The sequence below is a fragment of the Caballeronia glathei genome (assembly GCF_000698595.1).
Taxonomy (GTDB): domain Bacteria; phylum Pseudomonadota; class Gammaproteobacteria; order Burkholderiales; family Burkholderiaceae; genus Caballeronia; species Caballeronia glathei.
On sequence record NZ_JFHC01000247.1, the window covers coordinates 1 to 995 of the forward strand.

Sequence of the window (995 nt, forward strand, 5' to 3'; positions counted from 1 at the left end):
GCCATCGAAAGCGTTGTCAGCACGTTCAATGACATGGGCGTGGCCGTCTATGAGCAAGCGCCCGACGCGGAGACGCTGCTTTTGAACGACGCGGCGCCGGCGACCGTATTGGACGACCAGGCGGACGAAGAAGCGGAAGTCGCGCTCTCGACTGTCGACTCCGAGTTCGGCCGCACGACCGATCCCGTGCGTATGTACATGCGTGAAATGGGTGCGACCGAGTTGCTGACCCGCGCGGGTGAGATCGCGATTGCGAAGCGTATCGAAGACGGGCTTCACGAGATGATCCAGGCAATTGCGGCCTGCCCGGCGACTATCTCGACGATCCTTGTGAATGCGCAGCAGGTTGCGGCGGGTGAACTGCGTATCGACGAACTGGTCGACGGCCTCAACGAAGAAACCGTAGAGGACGAGGTGTCGGCGTCGGATCCGGCCACGACACAAGACATCGACACGGACGCGAACGACACCGACGACGCGGACGCCGATGACGCCAGCGATATCGAGGCGTCGGATTCGGACAAGGTGAACGAAGCGCGCCTGAAACAGTTGACGAAGGACAGCCTCGCTATCTTTGCGAGAGTGGGTGAATTGTTTGACCAACTGCCACGTGCCGGCGCCACGGAAGGCAAGTGTGCGGCCGCCTTTGCACACGTGTGTGAAGCGATTCAGCGCGAACTCGCACCCATTCGCTTCACGGCACGAACCATCAACCGGCTGTGCGCCGATGTGCAGCAGCAGGTTGCGCACGTACGCGCGATCGAGCGGCGCATTTTGCAGATCGCCGTCGAGCGTTGCGGGATGCCGCGCGAGAAGTTCGTCGCGTCGTTTCCGGGTCATGAGACTGATCTTGGCTGGACCGCAAGGGCCGCGGCCGCATCGCGCGAGTTCGGTGCGGCGCTCGAACGCAGTCTGCCGGCAATTCAGGCCGAGCAGCAAAAGCTGATGGACATCGAAGTGAACGCGGTATTGCCGCTGCAGCAACTGAAGAAGAT

At 61.7% G+C, this 995-nt stretch carries 1 protein-coding gene; it reads left to right on the plus strand.

What is annotated here, in order from left to right:
- Window positions 1-995: sigma-70 factor domain-containing protein (locus BG61_RS38575; protein ID WP_035943715.1), on the plus strand; the 995-nt coding region annotated here is incomplete at both ends.